Origin of the sequence: Halobaculum sp. D14 (assembly GCF_051195135.1) — an archaeon.
In the GTDB taxonomy this organism is placed as follows: Archaea; Halobacteriota; Halobacteria; order Halobacteriales; family Haloferacaceae; genus JBNTKA01.
The window spans coordinates 1-18,993 of sequence record NZ_JBNTKA010000001.1 but is presented as its reverse complement, the minus strand read 5'-3'; the positions used below and the strand labels follow the sequence as shown (position 1 = coordinate 18,993).

Sequence of the window (18,993 nt, the reverse complement as noted above, 5' to 3'; positions counted from 1 at the left end):
GTCGGGCGCTCGGCGTTCAGCATCCGCTTCCGCGTCCGTCGTCCGGCGCCCGGAGTCCGGCGGCCGCCGTCAGAACACGGAGTCGGCGGTGGCGGCGCCGACGACGGAGAACACGGCGCCGACGGAGACGGCCTTCATCGTCACGAGCACCGTCGTCCGGAGCGGCACCGGCGGCTCGACGTGGTTCGGGATGAGCGTCGCCGGCGCGTCGAACGACAGCGCCAGGATGAGCACGGAGAGGTACGAGACGGTGACGAGCGACAGGAACCGAACCGGGACGCCGGCGACCTCCGCTTCCCGGTCGGGGTCGCGGTCGTCGTCGGCTTTGTACAGCGCGCCGTAGCCGATGGCGAACACCAGACACACCGTCGCGGCGGTCTGCAGCCAGCTCATGCTGGCGGCGAGCCCCCACACCTCGTCGGTCACGACGAACGGGCCGGCGAGCAGGAAGCCGCCGACGACCTGCTGGGCGGTGTCCGCGAGCGCGTACCGGCGGCTGCGTCCGACCATACGTCCCAGTCACTCCTCCGACACAAAAGCGATGCGGGCGGCGCCCCGCGCGGCCGACGCCGCGGGGGTCGACCCCGCACCGACGACTCGGGCCCGCGCAGCTGCGGCAATCCTCGGGACGGAGGACAGCGTTAAACGCCGACCCGTGCTACGGGCGGTCATGAACCCTGACGCCGCTTGTCACCGTCGAGTCTGCCGATTCCGCCGCCGAGAGGTGGCGTGCTGATGCGGGTCGTCGCGAAGTTCGGCGGCACGTCGCTCGGGTCGGGCGACCGAATCGACCGCGCCGCCGACACCGTCGCGAAGGCCGTTGAGGAGGGCCACGAGATCGCCGTCGTCGCCTCCGCGATGGGGTCGACGACCGACGACCTGCTCGAGGAGATACAGTTCGAGGTGGAGCCGGACGACCGCGCCGAAATCGTCTCGATGGGCGAACGTACCTCGGTCCGGATGCTGAAGGCGGCGCTGTCGGCCCGCGGCGTCGACGCCGTCTTCCTCGAACCGGGGAGCGACGACTGGCCGGTCATCACGAACGAACACGGCGAGGTCGACGCCGAGGCGACGCGCGAGCGCGCGGAGAAACTCGCAGCGGAGATGGACGGCGTCGTCCCCATCATCACCGGGTTCCTCGCGCAGACGCTCGACGGGAAGGTGACGACGCTCGGACGCGGCGGCTCGGACACGACCGCCGTGATGCTCGGCCGGTTCATGGACGCCGACGAGGTCGTCATCGTCACCGACGTCGAGGGCGTCATGACCGGCGACCCGCACGTCGTCGAGGGCGCCCGGAACGTCGCGCGCATCACGGTCGACGAACTCAGGAACCTCTCGTTCCGCGGCGCCGAAGTCGTCGCGCCGTCGGCGCTCAGCTACAAGGACGAAGACCTCGACGTCCGCGTCGTCCACTACCAGCACGGCGATCTGCTCGCCGGCGGCACCACCATCGAGGGGAGCTTCGAGAACCTCATCGACATGCGGGAGGGGTCGCTCGCCTGCATCACGGTCGCCGGCCGCGCCATCCGGAACCGGCCCGGCATCCTCGCGGACCTCTCGACGGCGCTCCGCGACGCCGACGTCAACATCGACGCGGTCGCCTCCGGCATGGACTCCGTGACGTTCTACGTCGACACGGCGTTCGCCGAGCGCGCCGAGACCGCGCTGCACGACGAGGTCGTCACCGACGAGTCGCTGTCGTCGGTCACCGTCAAAGAGGAGTTCGCGGTCGTCCGCGTCATGGGCGGCGAACTCCCGAACCGCCCCGGCGTCATCTCGGACATCGTCGGCCCCATCGCCGCCGCCGGCATCAACGTCCACGACATCATCACCTCCGCCACCTCCGTCGCCCTCTTCGTCGACTGGGCCGACGCCGAGGACGCGCTCGAAATCGTCCAAGAGGAGTTCTGAGCCGCGGTCGGGCTTCCGCCGCGCCGCTCCGCTCCTCACTGCTCTTCTCCGCCTCGCCCACTCTATTTCCCGTCGAACAGCCGCTCCCCGATTGCTGACGGGAGGCCGGCGTCGTCGACCGCCTCGGCGACCGCGTCGACGTCGTACTCCACGCGGTGTTCCGTCACCGACCGGTCTTCGACGTCGAGGACGGCGTACGCCGCCCGCGGGTCGCGGTCGCGCGGCTGCCCGACGCTCCCGGGGTTCAACACGACGCCCTCCGGGAACGTCTCGTGGCCCTGGACGTGGGTGTGGCCGAGAATCAGCGCGTCCAGCCCGCCCGGGTCGACCGCCAGTTGGTCGGCCGCGGTGTCGACGAGACCGCCGGTGAACTCCTTCGGGTACGTGTAGCGGTCCGGCTCCGCCGGGTGGCCGTGCGCGACCGCGACCCGGTTCCCGCCGACGACGCGGCGGTGCGGCAGGCCGCCGAGCCACTCCACCGCCGCCTCGTCGAGCGTCTCCCGCGCGTACTCGACGCCGGCTCTCGCCATCCCGTTGAACCCCGGCGCCGACCCGGCGACGACGGCGCGGTCGTGGTTCCCGCTCACCGTCGGGACGCCGCGCTCCCGCAGCGCCGCGACGCAGTCGCCTGGCCACGGGCCGTAGCCGACGACGTCGCCGGCGCACACCACGCCGTCCACCGGCGGCATGTCGTCGAGCACCGCCTCCAGCGCGACCCTGTTGCCGTGGATGTCTGAGATGACTCCCAGTTGCACGGGACACCGTACGGCGTCACGCCTGTTACCTCCAGCGACGCCGCTCTCTCGCTCCGCGTTCGCAAAACCGTAGATGGCGGCTCGGCCCTGCGGACCTCGCCGCCGTGGGTCGAGGCGTCGTTCGGTCGCTTCGCTCCCTCACTCCGCCTCGCGTTCCCCGTTTTCGACCGCCAGCCCGACGCTGTCGTCGCCGACGTGGACGCCGGCGGCGCAGACGGCGTGTTCGTAGTCGAGGCCGTAGGCGGTGCGGGCGGCCGACACGGCGGTGGTCGGCTCGAAGTCGAACGGCCGCGGCTCGTCCTCCTCGTACGTCGCGACCAGGTGCGGCTCGTCGACCTCGCGGACGAGCAGCGCGTCGCGGCGGACGATGCCGACGTGGGCGGTGTCGTCGTCGACGACGCCGGCGACCCGCGGCGTGTCGTAGTCGTCCTTCTCGTAGTCGAGCGCGTGCAGCGCCTCGACGAGCGCGTCCCGCGCCGGGTAGCCCCGGTCGACCTTCTCGGCGACGGGGTCGACGTGCGAGCCGTTTCCGACGACGGCGGACGGGTCGCGGTCGTCGCCGGCGACGCGGACGCAGTTGTACGACACGTAGGGGTTGTCGGTCGGCTCCGCCTCGGCGGTCGGGCCGACGGTCAGGGTGTCGTCGCCGCGGCGCACGATTTCGCGGTTCGGGAAGCTGCGCGAGGAGACGCGGTAGGCGCCGACTTTCGGGCCGACGACGACGAAACGGCCGAGGTACATACACGATACTGCCCATCGACTCGGCAAATAGGTGGCGGTGTATGCACGGACGAGCGCGGCGGGGGCGGCGGCTGAGACACCCGTGACGGCCGCGGGTCGCCGCCCGAACCGGGTTCGCAACACTCATATGTTCCAACCGACTACGGAGTGATGCTGACGGAGGCGCCGTCGGCGAATGCACGCAGTCCATTGGGGTAGTGGCCAATCCTGTTGCCTTCTGGGGGCAACGACACTGGTTCGAATCCAGTATGGACTATCCTTCCGCTCGTTTCGTGTCGAGACGATTCCCTGCGCAGTCACGCTGTTTCCAGTCGAAATGATGGGGTGTGTCTGACGCGCGTCAGATGGTGGCTCTGTCCGCTCTGCGCGCTCCGGGCGTCCCCGGCCTTCGGGACGCTCCAAACTACTTCCTGACGTCGAGCAGCGCCACTCGCTCGAGGACGACGTCGCCGAGGTCGCCGTCGGTCGCCGCCAGTTCGGTGGCGGTGACGTCGAAGAACTCCCGGACGAGCGCCTCGTCGTAGTCGCCGAGCGCGTCCACGGAGTCGTCGAGGAGGTCGCGGACGCGGTCCTCTGCGGCGGCTTCCGCCTCGTCGCCGCCGTCACAGAGCACGACGACCGGCAGCTCCCCCTCGGCGACGCCGAGGTCGAGCGCCTCGTTTATCTGCCGGCGGCCGGCGGCGTACAGCGTGATTTCGATGCCGCGGTCGCGGGCGACGTTCTCGCCGCGGGTGAACGCCCGGTCGGCCAGTTCGACGGCGCGAGCGAGGTGGTCGCGGCCGACGACGTAGCGCGCGTCGAACGCCTGTACGGTGCACCCCGCGTCGTCGGCGACGGCGTCGAGGTCGCCGAGGAAGGCGTCGAGGTCGTCGATGACCGCGCGGCCGTCGACGAGCCTCACGAGAAATCACCGAACGTGGCCTGTCCGCCGTCGTCGTCGCCGTTCGCGGCCGCGGTGGTCGCCGCCGACACGGAGGCGTCCTTGGTCACGTCGTCCATCGACGGGTCCGGGCGGCCGACGGCTTCGAGGACGTTCTCGGCGGTCTTCCGGCGGCCGCGGAGCGCGGCGAGCACCACCGACTTGTCGGCGTCGCGGAGGTCGGCGCGGCTCTCGATGCCGGCCTCGAACAGCCGACGGGCGCGCTTCCGGCCGACGCCGCGAACCCCGGCGAGGTCGAGCAGTTCGTCGCGGACGCCGTACTCGACCCGCTTTTTCGCCTCGCGGATCTGGACGCTGACGCCGAGGTCGAGTTCGCCGGCGAGCTGTTCGGCGGCGCCGAGCAGCCACTCCGCGGTCTCCACTTTCCCGCGGATGTCGCCGGGGCCGACGCCGTACCGCTCGGCGATGCGGTCCTCGTCCAGTTCGCTCGCCCAGTCCTCAAGCAGCCGCGCGGTCTTCAGCGCCGCGAGCCAGTCCTCCCACGCGACGTCTTCGAACTCCGAGGGCGCGCCGCCGAGGAACTCCGGTTCGCGCTCGTAGAACTCCTCCTCGTACGTCTCGCGGTCCCCGGATTTCAGGTAGAGCTGGTACATGTCCGGCGTCCGGGCGACGAGGTGGTACAGGCCGAGCGGCGTCAGCTCCGGGTCGGATTCCGCGTCAGGACCGTCGTCGCCGGCGTCGGTCTCGCCGGTACCGTCGACCTCGCCGGCAGCGTCGTCGCTGTCAGCGTCGCCGGCGGCGTCGAGGAGGTCCGAGCCCGTGACGAACTCGGCGTCTGCGGCGTCGACGTCGTCGGCGTCTGCGGCGTCGGCGTTCTCGTCGGTGCCGGCGGACCGTCGCGTCCGCGTGCTCGTCCGCGTGTCGCCGGTGTCCAGCGCGTCCCGGAGGCCGTCGATGATTTCGGCGGCGCTCATCGGGTCGAGGTAGAGCCGCGAGACGGTGTGGCCGATGCCGGTCGCGGTGACGGTGCCGTCCTCGCGGTCGACGAAGCCGTTCGCGTCGAGGTAGTCGAGGACGCGGTCGGTGACGGCTTCGAGCCGCTGGTCGTCGTCGGTCTGGCTCGCGTACAGCGTCCGGCCGAGGAACTCGAGCAGGCCGTCGCGGCTGTTGGCGAAGCCGGAGGCGACGGTGGCGAGCAGGTGGGTGCGGAGCGCCGGCTCGGCGGCGAGCTTCGACCGGACCGGCTCCGGGTCGGCCCAGATGTACCGCTCGAACAGCTCCTCTTGGGTGTCGTGGTCGTTCGCGAGCAGCACGGCTTCGCCGTACGGGTCGAGGCCGGGGCGGCCGGCGCGGCCCATCATCTGCTGGACTTCGAGCGTGTCGAGCGGCTTCATGCCGCCGAACTCGCCGTCGTAGCGCTTCCAGTCGCGGACGACGACGCGGCGCGCGGGCGTGTTGACGCCGGCGGCGAGCGTCGGCGTCGCGCAGATGCACTTGATGAGTCGGTCGCGGAACGCGTCCTCGACGAGGCTGCGGTGTTCGCTCGCCAGCCCGGCGTGGTGGAACGCGGCGCCGTCGACGACGCAGTCGGCCAGGTCGTCGGCCGTGTCGGTGTCCGAGACGTCCCGGATGTCGGCCGCGAGCTCCTCCAGTTCGCGGCGTTCGCCCTGTTCGAGCCGCTTCGCGGTCACGCCCGCGAGCCGCTTCGCGGCGCCCTCGGCGTTCCGGCGGGAGTTCACGAACACGAGCGACGAGCCGCGCTGGCCGTCGACGGTCTCGTCGAGCGCGTCCGCGACCAGCGCCGACGTCGGCTTCTCCCCCGTCTCGACCGGGACTTCGCGCTTGCTTCCGTCGTCGAACGAGACGGCGCTGCCGTAGTGCACCCCCATCTTCAGGTCGATGGGGCGCCAGTCGGACTCGACGAGCGTCGCGTCCAGCCACGACGCCACCTCGTCGGCGTTCCCGACGGTCGCCGAGAGCGCGACGACCTGCAGCCCCGCGTTGATGCGGCGGAGCTTCGCGAGCGTCACTTCCAGCGTCGGGCCGCGGTGGCTGTCGTCGACGAGGTGGACCTCGTCGGAGACGACGCAGGTGAGGTCGTCCACCCACGGCGCGCCGTTCCGTATCAGCGAGTCCACCTTCTCGGAGGTCGCGACGATGACGTCCCGGCTGGCCAGCCACTCGCCGTCGGACTGGTAGTTCCCGGTGGAGACGCCGACGTCGACGCCGAACTCCTCCCACCGCTCGAACTCCGCTTTCTTCTCGGAGGCCAGCGCCCGCAGCGGCACGATGTAGAGCGCCTTCCCGCCGCGCTGCACCGCCGACAGCATCGCGAGCTCCGCGATCAGCGTCTTCCCGGACGCCGTCGGGACGGACGCGACGACCGACTCGCCGTCGGCGACGCCGGCCTCCACCGCGGCCGCCTGCGGCGGATAGAACTCCTCGATGCCCTCCCCTTCGAGCGCGTCGGCGACGCCCGGCGGGAGGGTCGAGACGTCGGATGGCTTCATTGCCGTCTCTAGCCCCGTTCGGCGGTTTAAACTGTCGGAGGCACGGTGGAAGTGGTCGCCCCGGCGGCGCCGCTGCCGGCCGGCTCCCGGTGCTGCCGCCGCGGTCGCCGGGGTTGCCGCGTCCTGGCGGCCGCATCGAAGGGGCGTTTCGGGTGCCGATTCCGGCGGCGTCTGAACCCCCTCGCTTCCGGTGGAATCCGAAGCGGAATCCCTCCGGTGTCGTCCGGTTTCGTCGCCACTGGCGGCGCGGCTGTGGGCTGCGGAAGCGCCCCCGCAAAAATCGGGCGTCGGGCGACCGTTCAGTGGCGGCCTATTCGAGCGCGGACACGTCGAACTCGAACGCCGCGACCGGCACTTCGAGGTCGCGCTCCACCAGCACTTCGGGGTGGAGTTCGCCGATGACGCCGACGCGCTCGCCGTCGACGACGACGTCGGCGACGCGGCCCGGGATGAAACTCGGGTGTGCGGTCGCCGGCGTCTCCAGTTCCGCGTCGAAGTCGTCACAGAGCGCCTGGAGCCGCGCCTTCGCGTCCTCGTAGGTCGCGTCGGTGCGGGCGACGACGGCGGCGACGTGCCGGGACTCTGCGACCCGGGTGTTGACGTCGTCGTCGCGGTGCGCGACGAAGCCGACCTCGGCGAGGTCCTGCGGGTACGCCCGGTGGGTGTTGTTCTCCAGCACCTGCGTCAGCGACGGCAGCGCCCACGTCCGAAGCTGCGTGTACTCCTCGCTGTACGGGCTCGTGATTTCCGCGCGCGGCGCCGCCCCGAAGTCGTCGTCGCCCTCCGAGAGCCGCATCCGGTCGTAGTTCTCGGCGGCCGACGTCATGTGGAAGTTCAGCATGTCCTCGAAGCCGAGGCCGACCAGGCTGGTGCGGACGGCGTCTTCGAGCCGGCTGTGTTCGTGTCGGCCGCCGATGGTGCCGATGTCGGGGTACGTCGGCTCCAGTTCGTTGAAGCCGTACGCCCGGCCGACGTCGTCGACGAGGTCGAGCGGGTGGAGGACGTCGACGCGGTACGGCGGAATCGTCACGTCGTACACGGTCTCCTCGCCGAGCGAGTACGTCGCGTCCAGGCCGCTGCGCTCGAACAGGTCGACGACGTCGTCGGCGTCGAGGTCGACGCCGAGCATCGTCTCGATGCGGTCGTGCGAGACGGACTTCTCGTCGGTGTCGAGGTCCGGCCGGACCAGTTCCGCGCCGTACTCGTCGGGCGTCGTGGCGCCGTCGGCGTAGACGACCTCCACCTCCTCGACGGTGCCGCCGCGGGCGGCGAGCGCGTAGCAGATGATGACGCACATCTTGTCGATGGTCCACTGGTCGGTCCCGGTGAGTTCGACGAACAGGTCCCGCGAGTCGGTCGACACCTCGGTGCGCGACCCGTTGATGACCGGCGGGAACGAGAACAGCCCAATTTCGTCGTAGATGGCCGGGTAGCGCTCCAGGTCCTCGACGAGGTCGGCGTACGTCTCGCCGGTCGGGTGGTCCGTCAGGACGTCGCCGGGCGTCATCGCGGCGTCCGAATCGAGCGGCACGAACCGGTCGCCGTCCGGGTCGACGCCGCGGTACGTGATGCTGTTCGCGGACGCCTCCGCCGCGGACCGGCCGTCGCCGACGTCCTCGGGCGCCTCGGAGCCGTCGAGGTCCGCGCCGAGGTCGGCGTCCACGTCCGGTTCGGCGTCGTCGCCGGCGCCGTCGAGGTCGCTGCTCCCGCCGGCGAGGCCGCCGCCGAGGTCGAGGCTGCCGCCGGCGGTGCCGAGCCCGGCGCCTTTCAGCATCGTGAGGTCGTGGATGCCGATGGCGCCCTTCGCGCGCCCCCGCCCCATCGTCGCGTGCAGCTTCTCTTGCAGCTGGATGAGCGAGTCGAGCGCGGACTCGTCGAGGTCGACGCCGCGGACGACGGCGCCCGTCACGAACGGCCGCTCGTCCGGGACGGACTCGTCCACCTCGATGGTCCAGTCCGAGTCGTTCGTGTCGGGGACGTGGACGCCGCGCGCGTCGCCGTACTGGTAGCGCAGCGACCGCGCGACGCCCTCGACGGACAGCCGGTCGAGCCGGTCCGGACCGAACTCGAACTGGAGTTCGCCCTCGTCCGTGTCGCCCTCGTACTCGAGGCCGAGCGCGAACAGGTCGTCTGTGAACTCGTCGTCGCTCTTTTCGTCGTGGCCGGTCAGTTCGCGTAGCTCGTCCGTGTCGATGTCGACGACTGGCATCAGTAGGTCACCTCCGCGTTCCGCAGGAACTCGAGGTCCGCGAGCGTTCCGTGCAGGTCGCGGATGTCCTCGGCGCCGGTCGTGAGCATCGCGAGCCGTTCGAGCGCGAGCCCCCACGCCATCACGTCGCAGTCGACGCCGAGCGGCGACAGCACCTCCTCGCGGAACAGCCCGGAGTTCCCGATTTCGATCTCCTCGCCCGTCTCCGGGTGTTCGCCGAACAGCTCGAAGCTCGGCTCCGTGTACGGATTGTAGTGCGGCTTGAACCGTATCTCCTCGATGCCGAACTGGCGGTAGAACTCCTCGAACGTCCCCATCAGGTCGCGCACCGACAGGTCCTCGGCCATCACCCAGCCCTCGATCTGGAAGAACTCCAGCAGGTGCGTGGCGTCGAGCGTGTCGTTCCGGTACGCCTTCTCGACGGAGAAGTACCGCTTCGGCGGGTCGACGTCGGCGCCGGCGTACCCGGAGAGGTACCGCATCGACAGCGACGTCGTGTGGCCGCGCAGCGCGACGGCGCGCGCGAAGTCCTCGCTCCACGGCGAGTGGTAGCCGTCGCCGTCGTCGCCGACGCCGTTCCGGTGGGCGTCCTCGACGCGGTCGACGAGGTCGGCGGGGAGGTCGTCGACCGGCGGCACGTCGAGCGCGAACCGGTCCCAGTGCGTCCGCGCCGGGTGGTCCTGCGGCATGAACAGGCAGTCGTTGATCCAGAAGTCCGCGTCGGCGTGCGGCCCCTCCATCTCCTGGAAGCCCATGCCGACGAGGACGTCCTTCACGCGGTCGGCCATGTTCCGCAGGACGTGCGTCCGGCCGCCGTCGACGTCGGGCGCGTCGGCCTCGACGTTGTACTCGGTGAACTCGACGTCCGCCCACTCGCCGGACGTCAACAGCTCCGGCGTGAGCCGGTCTGCGGTCTCCGCCGCCTCGACGCCCTCCATCAGCGCCGTCACGCCCTCGTCGGTGAGCGTCACCGACCGGACGGTGCGCTCGGACAGTTCGACGAGGCCGCGCCGGTCCAGTTCGTCGAGCACGTCGCCGTCGGCCACGTCGTCGCCGGCGGCGAGCGCGGCGAGCGCGGCGGCCTCTTCGTCCTCGCCGGGTGCGGCGTCCGGGTCGGCGCTGAGTTCGCCGCTGTCCATGCTGCCGTACCCCTTCCGCGCGAAGTTCGACAGCGCGATGTCGACGGCCGGGCCGTCGAGGTCGGCGGCGCCGATGACCTCGCCCATCGACACCGGGTCCTCGTCGGCGCCGGCGTCGACGGCGGCGCGGTACAGCCGAATCTCCGGCAGCCCCGCCTCGGCGTACCGCCGGCCCTCCTCGGTGAGTTCGGCGGACTCCTCGACGGACTCCGTCACCGCGACGAGGCCGTCGTCGCGGAGGTCGAAGGCGGCGCGGGTGACGGTCGCCGGCTTCAGGTCCGTCTCGTCTGCGAGCTGTTCGACGGTCTTTGCGTCGGTCGCGCTCGCTGCCTCCAGCAGCGCGACCTGGGCGTGTGGACGTCGCATTTCGTTGGGTGAGTGTGCGGCGTGTCGTCGGTTAGTCGTTCCGACCTCGCACGGCCGGCTCGGCGTCCGCGACGCCGTCCCGGTCGAGCGGTTTCGCCGGGACGGCCCGGGGAACCAGCCCCGTTCGCCGTGCCGCGGTCAGTCGATGGAGACGGTTCGGGCGTCGGTCTCGGGGAGCAGCGGGAGTTCGGGGTAGACGACCTCGACCTCGTAGCGCATCTCCGATTCGCCGGCCGCGCCGAACACGCCGACCGGGACCGTGGTCTCGTCGGAGAAGTACAGCGTCTTCTCGTGCATCTCGACGCCGTTCGCGGTGACGCGAATCCCGGCGCGGGCGCCGCCGCCGCGGTTCCGCACCGTCAACTCCCGGACGTCGTTCTCGCCGACGCCGATGCTGTCCGGGAAGTCCGCCCACTCGACTTCGGCGCGCGGGAGCCGCTTCGCCTGCTTCAGGACGCGCTCGGCGACGCCCTCCGAGAGCCCCGCCGCGGCGAGTTCGGACGCGCCGCCGGCGACGAGGGCAGCGGGCGACGTCAGGCCGCCGGCGGCGAGGTTCTCGGCGCGGCTCGACCCGATGCCGTCGACGGCGGTGAGCCCCGCCGCCTCCGCCGGGACGCCGTGTTCGACGCGGGCCTCGACGCGCCGCGCGAGGTTCGCCGCGCGGGCGCCCGCGAAGTCGTCGAGGAACTCCCGGAGCGCCGCGAGCAGCCGCAGCGCGTTCTGCCGAATCACCCACGCGTCCGACCGGAGGTCCGACGGCGTCTTCCCGCGGACGGCGGCGCGCAGGATGGCGTACACCTTCCGGTGGCCGTCCTCCAGGTCGGTCGACGTGTCCGAGAGGACGCGGTCGACGGCGTCGGTCTCGGAGGCGCGCGCGGACACGGAGTCGAACTCGGCGGCCGCCGCGACGGTCCGCAGAACCCCGGCCTCGTCGACGTCGTCGCGGTCGGCGAGCCGCTTGAACCGCTCTGCGGTTTCGAGCCGCAGGTAGTACTTCGAGGTGAGCCGGCCGAGCGTCGTCGCCTCGACGCCGAGGGAGTCGTCGGTCTCCACGAACCCCTTGTCGACCAGCGAGTTCAGGGTGTCGCGGACGCGGTCGCGGATGCCCTCGAAGTCGTACTCGTCCGGCTTCGACTTCGCGCGGACGTAGTAGAACGTCGTCTCCAGCCAGTCCATCACGTCGTCGAGGCCGGTGATGGTGCCGAGCGCGATTTCGGCGTTCAGGTGCGACTCGACTTCGGCGGCGAGCCGCGACTCGATCTCCTTGCCGTCTCGGAGCAGCGCGCGGTACTTGTCGGCGTCCGAGCGGTCACAGACGACCCAGCCGTAGCCGACGTCGTCGTAGCCGGGGCGGCCGGCGCGGCCGAGCATCTGCAGGACGTCCAGCGGGCTGATGTCGACGTCGCCCTCCAGCGGGTCGTGGTGCTTCGTGTCGCGGATGACGACGCAGCGCGCCGGGAGGTTCACGCCCCACGCGAGCGTCGACGTGGAGAACAGCAGCTGAATCTTCCCCTCCTTGAACCACGCTTCGACCTTGTCGCGGTCGAACTTCGACAGGCCGGCGTGGTGGAACGCGACGCCGTCCGGGACGGAGTGGCGAAGCGTCTCGTTGTTCAGCTCCTTCGCCTCGGTGTGGAAGTCGTAGTCGCCGCGGGCGCCCATCGGGACGTCGCGCTCGGCGAGTTCGTCCCGGGCCTTCTTCGCCGCCATCACGGTGTCCTGCCGCGAGGAGACGAACACGAGCGACTGGCCGTCCTCGCGGATGTGCGGCTCGGCGAGGTCGAGCGCGCGGTACAGCCGGCGGTACTTGTCGGCGAACCCGTTTTCGCCGTGGGTGTACGTCTTCACGCCGGTTTCGAGGTCGACCGGGCGGTACTCGTCGCCGAACTGGAACGTCGTCTTCGGCGGCGCGTCGAGCCACTCGGCGACGTCGCCGACGTTCGGCATCGTCGCCGAGAGCGCGACGACGCGCGGGTCGCAGATGCGGCGGAGCCGCGAAATCGTGACTTCGAGGACGGCGCCGCGCTTCTCGGAGTCGAGCAGGTGGACCTCGTCGATGACACAGCAGTCGACGTCGGCGATGAAGCCGTAGCGGGCGGACTCGTGTTTCCGAGTGGCGGAGTCGGCCTTCTCCGGCGTCATCACGAGGATGTCGGCGCGCTCGGCGCGCCGCGGATTCAGGTCGCGTTCGCCGGTGACGACGTACACCGAGTAGCCCAGCTCTTCGAACCGCTCCCACTCGGACTCCTTCTCGTTGGTGAGCGCGCGCATCGGCGCGACGAACAGCGCGGTGCCGTCCTCGCGCAGCGTCTCGCAGATGGCGAGCTCCGCGAGCGCCGTCTTCCCGGAGGCGGTCGGCGCGGCCGCGACGATGTTGTCGTCGCGCTCCAGAATCGCCGGCAGCGCCTCGCGCTGCATCCGGTTGAACTCCTCGAACCCGAACGCGTCGGCGAACTCTGGGACTGCGTCTGCGACTTTCATCTGTTGAGTGTAGGGCAGGTGGCGGGGCCGCGGCGGCGACGCGGCCCGCGCCGGTAGCTACGAGTACGTCGGGACGCTTTCGCGGATAGGTGTTTCCTTCTCGGCGTTCCGCGCCGGCGAGCCGTGCCGGGTCGGGCCTTCGGTCGGCCTCGCCCTCCCCAGCCGACGCCGGCGCGTCCTCGCTGCCGCTCGGCCGCGCCGCCGCCCCTCGCGCGCTCGCGGCCGCGACGTAGCGCGGCCGCCACGCGCCGGAGACAAGAACGTGCCTCCGTCGCTCATCTCCGCCGCTCGGGGTCGTCGCTGAACTTTCTCGTCTCCGGCTCCGCGGTGCGTCCCGAGAACGGTCCCGTGAGCGGTCGTGGCAGGCGTCCCCGGACAATCGAGTCGTTTAACAGGCGTTCCGGGGTAGTGACGGACGGAAATGCCCAGCGGAGACTACGACCCCGAGGCCGCCGAGTCGAAGTGGCAGCGCCGGTGGGTCGAGGCGGACACGTACGCCTACGACGAGGAGGCCGCGACCGACCCCAACACCGTCTTCTCCATCGACACGCCGCCGCCCACCGTATCCGGGAGTCTCCACATGGGCCACCTGTACGGGTTCACGCTGCAGGACATCGTCGCCCGGTTCCACCGGATGCACGACGACACCGTCTACTTCCCGTTCGGGTTCGACGACAACGGCATCGCCTCCGAGCGGCTCACGGAGGAGGAACTCGGGATTCGCCACCAGGACTTCGAGCGCCGGGAGTTCCAGGCGAAGTGCCGGGACGTCTGCGCCGACTACGAGTCGCAGTTCACCGAGAACGTCCAGGGGCTCGGCATCTCGGTCGACTGGGACCAGACGTACCAGACCATCGAGCCGCGCGTCCAGCGCATCTCCCAGCTGTCGTTCCTCGACCTGTACGAGCAGGGCCGCGAGTACCGCGAGAAGGCGCCCGCCATCTGGTGTCCGGAGTGCGAAACCGCGATTTCGCAGGTGGAGACCGAAGACGACGAGCAGGACAGCCACTTCCACGACATCGCCTTCGACGTCGCCGGCGACGACGAGCAGTTCACGATCTCGACGACGCGACCCGAACTGCTGCCGGCGTGCGTCGCCGTCTTCGTCCACCCGGACGACGACGACAACCAGCACCTCGTCGGCGCGGAGGCGGAGGTGCCGCTGTTCGGCCAGACCGTCCCGGTCATCGCCGACGACCGCGTCGACATGGACACCGGCTCCGGCATCGTGATGTGCTGTACGTTCGGCGACCAGAACGACATCGAGTGGTACCAGGCGCACGACCTGGACCTCCGCGTCGCCATCGACGAGTCAGGCCACATGACCGACGTCGCCGGCGCCTACGAGGGGCTGCACTCCTCGGAGGCGCGGGAAGCCATCGTCTCCGACCTCGACGACGAAGGGTACCTGCTCGACCGCTGGGCCATCACGCACACCGTCAACGTCCACGAGCGCTGTGGCGTCAGCGTCGAGTTCCTCGTCACCGAGCAGTGGTACATCCGGATGCTCGACCGCGCCGACGAGTACCTGCAGGCCGGCCGCGAGATGGACTGGTTCCCCGAGAAGATGTTCACGCGGTACGAACACTGGATCGAGGGGCTGCAGTGGGACTGGCTCATCTCCCGGCAGCGCTCCTCGGGCATCCCGTTCCCGGTGTGGTACTGCGACGACTGCGACGAGGTCGTCGTCGCCGACAAGGAAGACCTGCCGGTCGACCCGCTGTCGGACGACCCGCCGGTGGACGCCTGCCCCGCCTGCGGCCACGACGAGTTCGAACCGGAGAGCGACGTGCTCGACACGTGGGCGACGTCCAGCCTGACGCCGCTCGTCAACGCCGGCTGGGACTGGGACGCCGACGCTGAGGAGTTCACCATGGAGCGCCCGGAGCTGTTCCCGTTCGACCTGCGGCCGCAGGGCCACGACATCATCAGCTTCTGGCTGTTCCACACCGTCGTCAAGTGCTACGAGCACACCGGCGAGGTGCCGTTCGACTCCGTGATGATCAACGGGATGGTGCTCGACGAGAACCGCGAGAAGATGAGCAAGTCCGTCGGGAACGTCGTCGCCCCCGAGGAGGTGCTCGCGCAGTTCCCCGTCGACGCCGCCCGGTACTGGGCCGCCGGCTCCGCCGTCGGCGACGACCTGCCGTACAACGAGAAGGGGCTGCGCGCCGGCGAGAAGCTGCTGCAGAAGCTCTGGAACGCCTCGAAGCTCGTCGACTCGCTCACCCCCGACGACGACCCGGACGTCGCCCACGACGACCTCCGCGAACTCGACCGCTGGCTGCTCGCCGAACTCGACGACCTCACCGAGACGCTCACCGACCAGCTCGAACAGCGCGAGTTCTCGAAGGCCCGCGACGGCCTCCGCGGCTTCTTCTGGCACACCTTCTGTGACGACTACCTCGAAGTCGCGAAGACCCGGGTCCGCGAGGCCGACGACGACGACCCGGCCGCGCAGTACGCGCTCCGCGTCGCCCACCGGCGCTTCCTGAAGCTGTTCGCGCCGTTCCTCGCACACGTCACCGAGGAGCTGTGGCACGACATGTACGCCGACGCCGCGGCCGACCCCGACGCCGCGGACGCCGCCGGCGACGACGCGGTCGACTCGGTCCACCTGCAGGACTGGCCGGCGCCGCTCGGCGTCGACGCCGATCACGCCGCCGGCCGCACCGCCACCGCCGTCATCGGCGCGCTCCGCCGGTACAAGAGCGAACGCCAGCTCCCGCTGAACGCCGAACTCGACCGCGTCGAAGTGTACGGCGAAGGCGACGTCGAGGCGTTCGCCGACGACATCCGCGGCGTCATGAACGTCGACGACCTCGACGTGCTCGCCGCCGAACCCGAAATCGAGTCGGTCGTCACCGGCATCGACCTCGACTACGCCGAGGTCGGCCCGAAGTACGGCGAGAAGGTCGGCGACATCGACGCCGGCATCGACGCCGGCGACTACACCATCGAGGACGGCGAACTCCACGTCGCCGGCGAGACGCTCGACGAGTCGCTGTTCGACGTGGAACGCGAACGCCGCTACACCGGCGACGGCGAACTGCTCGAACCCGAGGACGCCGTCGTCATCGTCCACGACTGACCCGCCGGCACAGTCACCGCCGCTCTCACCGCCGGCCTCATCACCGCCTCCCTCGTCATCTTCACCGCCCACGCCGCCGGACGCGCCGCTCCCGGATTCGGTGCGCCTGACCGCGTCGCCGCGACTGGTTCTCCTTTCGGCGCCCGCCGCTCGCCGGTTCGATTACAGGTCCGCGCCGACCGCGTCCGCGACGGAGTCGAAGCCGTCGCGCTCCAGTACGTCGAGCAGCCCCTCGTTGATGTCGCGTGCGAGGCTCGGCCCCTCGTAGACGAGGCCGGTGTACAGTTGGACGAGGCTCGCGCCGGCGCGGATCTTCCGGTAGGCGCCCTCGGCGTCCGAGACGCCGCCGACGCCGACGACTGGGACGTCCGTCCGCTCGGCGATGAACCGGATCTGGTCGGTGGCGCGCTCCTCTATCGGCTTCCCGGAGAGGCCGCCCCGCTCGGCGGCGTTCGGGCTCCGCAGCGACGCGGGGCGGTCCGTGGTCGTGTTCGTCGCGATGACGCCGTCGAGGCCGAGGTCGTCGACGACCGACAGCGCCTCCTCGACGGCGGGGTCGGGGAGGTCGGGCGACAGTTTCACGAGCAGCGGCGACGCGCCGGCGTCGACGAGCGCCCCCAGGATGGACTCGAGCGCGTCGCGGTTCTGCAGCGACCTGAGGCCGGGCGTGTTCGGCGAGGAGACGTTGACGGCGACGTAGTCCGCGTGGGCGCCCACGCGCTCGTACGTGTAGAGATAATCCTCCGCGGCCTCCGCCAGCGGCGTCGACTTCGACTTGCCGACGTTGACGCCGACCGGGACGTCCGGGTCCGGGACGGCTTCGAGTCGCTCGCCGACCGCGTCGGCGCCGTCGTTGTTGAACCCCATCCGGTTCACGAGCGCTTCGTCCTCGCGGAGCCGGAACATGCGCGGGCGACGGTTCCCGGGCTGCCGCTCCGCGGTGACGCCGCCGACCTCGACGTGGCCGAACCCGAGCGAGGCGAGGAACCGCGGGACGTGAGCGTTCTTGTCGAATCCGGCGGCGACGCCGACCGGCGTCGGGAACTGCAGTCCGAACGCCTCGGTGCGGAGCCGCGGGTCGTCGACGGCGTAGCGGTCACGCACGAGCGACTCGACGGGTGTTCCCTGAACGGCGCGCATCAGCCGGTGGGTCGCTCCGTGGGCGGTCTCCGGCGGCAGCGCGAACAGCGCGGGCTTGGCGAGGTCGTACGCCCTCATCGAGTAGCGCCTCGGCTCGCGGGTGCTTGAACGCAGGGGGTACGGACCGATTAGAAGTCGTGTTCGACGTCGTCGGCGTCGGCTTTCTGGATGATTATCTTGCCGTCACGGACCCTGACGAACACCTCGTCGCCGATGTCCATGCCGGCCACTTCCAGCTCGTCCTCGTGGAGGTTCACGTGTACGTTGTGGTACTCGCCGTTCTCGTCCTTGGCGCCACTCGGACTGAGCGTCTTTTTCCGGACCATCGCCTTGTGGTACCCGGTGATTCGCCGCACGGGATACATAAGTGTTGGTTTACCCCCTTGCGGTCGGCAAATCCGGCGCGCGCGAGCAGTACCGCGGGCCGTGAGCCGACGCGCGCCCGGTTTCGCCCGGGTCTGTAGCGAGAAACCGGCGGAACCAGCCGCTATCATACAAAAGTCTTTCTTCGAGTAGGGGTCACTTCCCCGATACGTTTATCATACCGTGTGTGCTGCCGTCACACGGAGGCGAAAAACCATGGTACGTGAAGACGGTAAGCGAAACTTCGCGCTGCGCGAATCGGACGGAACCGAGGAGAGCGTCTACTCCGGAAACACTCCCCGACAGGCCGCACTGAAAGCGGCCCGTCGGCTGGAACCAGCCAGCTCGGAGGACGCGGCCGACCGCGTCGAGCTCCGTCTTCGTGAGAAGGGGACCGACAAGGTCCACATCTACGAAGGCTGGTCGTGGCGCGAAGAGGCGCCCGACAACAAGCCCGACTGGATGCCCGACGAGATTACCGAAGCGAACGTCTCGAAGCAGGGCATCGAGCACCTCGAGAGCTGACGCCGGAGTTCTGGACGTTCTTTGCGCCGCCACGCCGAGAGCGACTGCGTTCTTCTGACGGGGCCGCCCATGCGTGTCTCCACGTTGTAGTCGTGTGCGTATGCACGCGAAGGCCCAAATGCGTCCAGCCCGTGTCGACCTCTATCGTTCGACTGCGTCCATGAGTCACGTCCCCGTGAAACCGCATGACTGGGAGCGGTTGAAACGACGGCCTTTTATGCTGCCCTGCCATCCGAACGAATGCGAAGGTCGCCCGGGCCGAACCCGGGTGACACGGCACGCCCCTCTGGGGCGATGTCGCAAATTCACGCCGACGCTTATCACACGGACAGGCAGTCGGGTCCGGACGAAACCGGCAGACCCAATCCGGGTCTCGCCGGGTCCGTTCCGACGACCTTAAGTGTGAACGGCGATTCGGTTGGAATGCGAAAGACACCGTGCGAATTCCGTCCGGTTCACATCCGGTCGAGTTCGCCGACGTTCGACCCACTCCGAAGGGTTTATGCCCTTGCCAGGAGTTGGTTGAAATCCGCAAGAAATGAGGATTCCGCCCCTGCGGTCCGCCGCAAGACGGTATCTGATGTTAGCCTCGATAGTTCGGTGACACCTGGTTGGTGTCACTGAGCTCGGACCACGCAATAGGTGATCACGTCTTTGACGTGATTCCCGCCACCCCCTGTCCGTCAGGACAGGAACATTCCGGTTGATCCTGCCGGAGGTCATTGCTATCGGGGTCCGATTTAGCCATGCTAGTTGTACGAGTTTAGACTCGTAGCGGAAAGCTCCGTAACACGTGGCCAAACTACCCTACGGATCGAGATAACCTCGGGAAACTGAGGCTAATCTCGAATACCGCTCCCACGCTGGAACGCCGGGAGC

General features: G+C 69.9%; 13 protein-coding genes and 1 rRNA gene. 4 read left to right on the top strand and 10 right to left on the bottom strand.

Features of this window, described 5'->3' with window-relative positions; all coding sequences use genetic code 11:
• Nucleotides 1–69: 69 nt before the first annotated feature.
• Nucleotides 70–510: a DUF2391 family protein gene (locus ACQUST_RS00070; protein WP_435123683.1), complete on the bottom strand. Its 441-nt coding sequence runs from the start codon at nt 508–510 to the stop codon at nt 70–72.
• Nucleotides 511–735: 225 nt separating this feature from the next.
• On the opposite strand from ACQUST_RS00070, the gene ACQUST_RS00065 reads away from it, so the two are divergent.
• A complete protein-coding gene (locus tag ACQUST_RS00065; RefSeq protein ID WP_435123681.1) occupies nt 736–1,914 on the top strand; it encodes an aspartate kinase in 1,179 nt (392 codons plus the stop codon).
• A gap of 62 nt (nt 1,915–1,976) precedes the next feature.
• Here the strand turns inward: ACQUST_RS00065 and ACQUST_RS00060 are convergent, their stop codons facing one another.
• The 7 genes from ACQUST_RS00060 to ACQUST_RS00030 all read right to left on the bottom strand — a co-directional run bounded on the left by ACQUST_RS00060 (nt 1,977) and on the right by ACQUST_RS00030 (nt 12,995).
• Nucleotides 1,977–2,669, bottom strand: coding sequence for a metallophosphoesterase family protein (locus tag ACQUST_RS00060; protein WP_435123680.1), 693 nt, complete (start codon nt 2,667–2,669; stop codon nt 1,977–1,979).
• A gap of 138 nt (nt 2,670–2,807) precedes the next feature.
• Nucleotides 2,808–3,410: an IMP cyclohydrolase gene (locus ACQUST_RS00055; protein WP_435123678.1), complete on the bottom strand. Its 603-nt coding sequence runs from the start codon at nt 3,408–3,410 to the stop codon at nt 2,808–2,810.
• 403 nt (nt 3,411–3,813) lie between these two features.
• Nucleotides 3,814–4,311 carry a KEOPS complex subunit Cgi121 gene (gene cgi121, locus ACQUST_RS00050; RefSeq protein ID WP_435123676.1) on the bottom strand — a complete coding sequence of 166 codons (498 nt, stop codon included), beginning with the start codon at nt 4,309–4,311 and terminating at the stop codon, nt 3,814–3,816.
• Complete coding sequence (locus ACQUST_RS00045; RefSeq protein WP_435123675.1) at nt 4,308–6,800, bottom strand: ATP-dependent DNA helicase; 2,493 nt, start codon at nt 6,798–6,800, stop codon at nt 4,308–4,310. The genes cgi121 and ACQUST_RS00045 overlap by 4 nt, the downstream gene beginning before the upstream one ends.
• A 310-nt stretch (nt 6,801–7,110) precedes the next feature.
• Nucleotides 7,111–9,009, bottom strand: a complete 1,899-nt coding sequence (gene pheT / locus ACQUST_RS00040; RefSeq protein WP_435123673.1) for a phenylalanine--tRNA ligase subunit beta — start codon at nt 9,007–9,009, stop codon at nt 7,111–7,113.
• On the bottom strand, nt 9,009–10,514 hold the full coding sequence (locus ACQUST_RS00035) for a phenylalanine--tRNA ligase subunit alpha (protein ID WP_435123671.1): 1,506 nt from the start codon (nt 10,512–10,514) through the stop codon (nt 9,009–9,011). Before ACQUST_RS00035 ends, pheT begins: the two co-directional genes overlap by 1 nt.
• Before the next feature lie 138 nt (nt 10,515–10,652).
• Nucleotides 10,653–12,995 carry a DEAD/DEAH box helicase gene (locus tag ACQUST_RS00030; RefSeq protein WP_435123670.1) on the bottom strand — a complete coding sequence of 781 codons (2,343 nt, stop codon included), beginning with the start codon at nt 12,993–12,995 and terminating at the stop codon, nt 10,653–10,655.
• Between the two features lie 421 nt (nt 12,996–13,416).
• Here ACQUST_RS00030 and ACQUST_RS00025 point away from each other — a divergent pair, with 421 nt between their 5' ends.
• Complete coding sequence (locus ACQUST_RS00025; RefSeq protein ID WP_435123668.1) at nt 13,417–16,086, top strand: valine--tRNA ligase; 2,670 nt, start codon at nt 13,417–13,419, stop codon at nt 16,084–16,086.
• Nucleotides 16,087–16,248: 162 nt separating this feature from the next.
• Here the strand turns inward: ACQUST_RS00025 and ACQUST_RS00020 are convergent, their stop codons facing one another.
• Nucleotides 16,249–17,304 carry a quinone-dependent dihydroorotate dehydrogenase gene (locus ACQUST_RS00020; protein WP_435123667.1) on the bottom strand — a complete coding sequence of 352 codons (1,056 nt, stop codon included), beginning with the start codon at nt 17,302–17,304 and terminating at the stop codon, nt 16,249–16,251.
• Between the two features lie 50 nt (nt 17,305–17,354).
• Entirely contained in the window at nt 17,355–17,552 is a 198-nt protein-coding gene (locus ACQUST_RS00015) for a hypothetical protein (protein ID WP_435126046.1), read from the bottom strand.
• 253 nt (nt 17,553–17,805) lie between these two features.
• On the opposite strand from ACQUST_RS00015, the gene ACQUST_RS00010 reads away from it, so the two are divergent.
• Both ACQUST_RS00010 and ACQUST_RS00005 read left to right on the top strand, forming a co-directional pair.
• Nucleotides 17,806–18,114: a non-histone chromosomal MC1 family protein gene (locus ACQUST_RS00010; RefSeq protein ID WP_435123665.1), complete on the top strand. Its 309-nt coding sequence runs from the start codon at nt 17,806–17,808 to the stop codon at nt 18,112–18,114.
• Between the two features lie 696 nt (nt 18,115–18,810).
• A 16S ribosomal RNA gene (locus ACQUST_RS00005) occupies nt 18,811–18,993 on the top strand; the annotation flags it as partial.

Bases quoted from the DNA above. Each gene is read 5' to 3' on its own strand.
- ACQUST_RS00070 (WP_435123683.1), bottom strand. From the start codon at position 510: ATGGTCGGACGCAGCCGCCGGTACGCGCTCGCGGACACCGCCCAGCAG.
- ACQUST_RS00065 (WP_435123681.1), top strand. From the start codon at position 736: ATGCGGGTCGTCGCGAAGTTCGGCGGCACGTCGCTCGGGTCGGGCGAC.
- ACQUST_RS00055 (WP_435123678.1), bottom strand. From the start codon at position 3,410: ATGTACCTCGGCCGTTTCGTCGTCGTCGGCCCGAAAGTCGGCGCCTAC.
- ACQUST_RS00045 (WP_435123675.1), bottom strand. From the start codon at position 6,800: ATGAAGCCATCCGACGTCTCGACCCTCCCGCCGGGCGTCGCCGACGCG.
- pheT (WP_435123673.1), bottom strand. From the start codon at position 9,009: ATGCCAGTCGTCGACATCGACACGGACGAGCTACGCGAACTGACCGGC.
- ACQUST_RS00035 (WP_435123671.1), bottom strand. From the start codon at position 10,514: ATGCGACGTCCACACGCCCAGGTCGCGCTGCTGGAGGCAGCGAGCGCG.
- ACQUST_RS00030 (WP_435123670.1), bottom strand. From the start codon at position 12,995: ATGAAAGTCGCAGACGCAGTCCCAGAGTTCGCCGACGCGTTCGGGTTC.
- ACQUST_RS00025 (WP_435123668.1), top strand. From the start codon at position 13,417: ATGCCCAGCGGAGACTACGACCCCGAGGCCGCCGAGTCGAAGTGGCAG.
- ACQUST_RS00020 (WP_435123667.1), bottom strand. From the start codon at position 17,304: ATGAGGGCGTACGACCTCGCCAAGCCCGCGCTGTTCGCGCTGCCGCCG.
- ACQUST_RS00015 (WP_435126046.1), bottom strand. From the start codon at position 17,552: ATGGTCCGGAAAAAGACGCTCAGTCCGAGTGGCGCCAAGGACGAGAAC.
- ACQUST_RS00010 (WP_435123665.1), top strand. From the start codon at position 17,806: ATGGTACGTGAAGACGGTAAGCGAAACTTCGCGCTGCGCGAATCGGAC.